The following is a 1,268-nucleotide window of genomic DNA, read 5'->3' as shown; positions in this document are numbered from 1 at the left end:
AAGATGACACCCGTAGCTTCGGTGCATGGTTTGAGCCCCGTTACATCTTCCGCGCAGGCCGACTCGACTAGTGAGCTATTACGCTTTCTTTAAAGGGTGGCTGCTTCTAAGCCAACCTCCTAGCTGTCTAAGCCTTCCCACATCGTTTCCCACTTAACCATGACTTTGGGACCTTAGCTGACGGTCTGGGTTGTTTCCCTTTTCACGACGGACGTTAGCACCCGCCGTGTGTCTCCCATGCTCGGCACTTCCAGGTATTCGGAGTTTGCATCGGTTTGGTAAGTCGGGATGACCCCCTAGCCGAAACAGTGCTCTACCCCCTGGAGTGATACATGAGGCGCTACCTAAATAGCTTTCGAGGAGAACCAGCTATCTCCGAGCTTGATTAGCCTTTCACTCCGATCCACAGGTCATCCGCTAACTTTTCAACGGTAGTCGGTTCGGTCCTCCAGTCAGTGTTACCTAACCTTCAACCTGCCCATGGATAGATCGCCCGGTTTCGGGTCTATACCCAGCGACTAAACGCCCTATTAAGACTCGCTTTCGCTACGCCTCCCCTATTCGGTTAAGCTCGCCACTGAATATAAGTCGCTGACCCATTATACAAAAGGTACGCAGTCACCTAACAAAGTAGGCTCCCACTGCTTGTACGCATACGGTTTCAGGTTCTATTTCACTCCCCTCTCCGGGGTTCTTTTCGCCTTTCCCTCACGGTACTGGTTCACTATCGGTCAGTCAGTAGTATTTAGCCTTGGAGGATGGTCCCCCCATATTCAGACAAAGTTTCTCGTGCTCCGTCCTACTCGATTTCATTGACAAGAGATTTTCGTGTACGGGGCTATCACCCACTATGGCCGCACTTTCCAGAGCGTTCCACTAATCTCAAATCAACTTAAGGGCTGGTCCCCGTTCGCTCGCCACTACTAAGGGAATCTCGGTTGATTTCTTTTCCTCAGGGTACTTAGATGTTTCAGTTCCCCTGGTTCGCCTCTTGCACCTATGTATTCAGTACAAGATACTCAGCTTATGCTGAGTGGGTTCCCCCATTCAGAGATCTCTGGATCACAGTCTGTTTGCCGACTCCCCAAAGCTTATCGCAGGCTACCACGTCTTTCATCGCCTCTGACTGCCAAGGCATCCACCGTATGCGCTTCTTCACTTGACCATATAACCCCAAGCAATCTGGTTATACTGTGAAGACGACATTCGCCGAAAATTCGCATGTTGCTCTTTCGAGCAGAACTCACAAATTTTACCTTAGCCTGATT

1 rRNA gene (running past one end of the window) is annotated in these 1,268 nt (G+C 50.3%); it reads right to left on the bottom strand.

What is annotated here, in order from left to right:
• Positions 1-1,165, bottom strand: a 23S ribosomal RNA gene (locus J5M71_RS25735); it reaches 1,466 nt to the left of the window's first position.
• Positions 1,166-1,268: the final 103 nt, after the last annotated feature.

The organism is Pseudomonas sp. 43(2021) (genome assembly GCF_017490805.1).
Classification (GTDB): Bacteria; Pseudomonadota; Gammaproteobacteria; order Pseudomonadales; family Pseudomonadaceae; genus Aquipseudomonas.
Note: the sequence above shows the minus strand (reverse complement) of the source record. Positions and strands in the feature narration are given on the sequence as shown.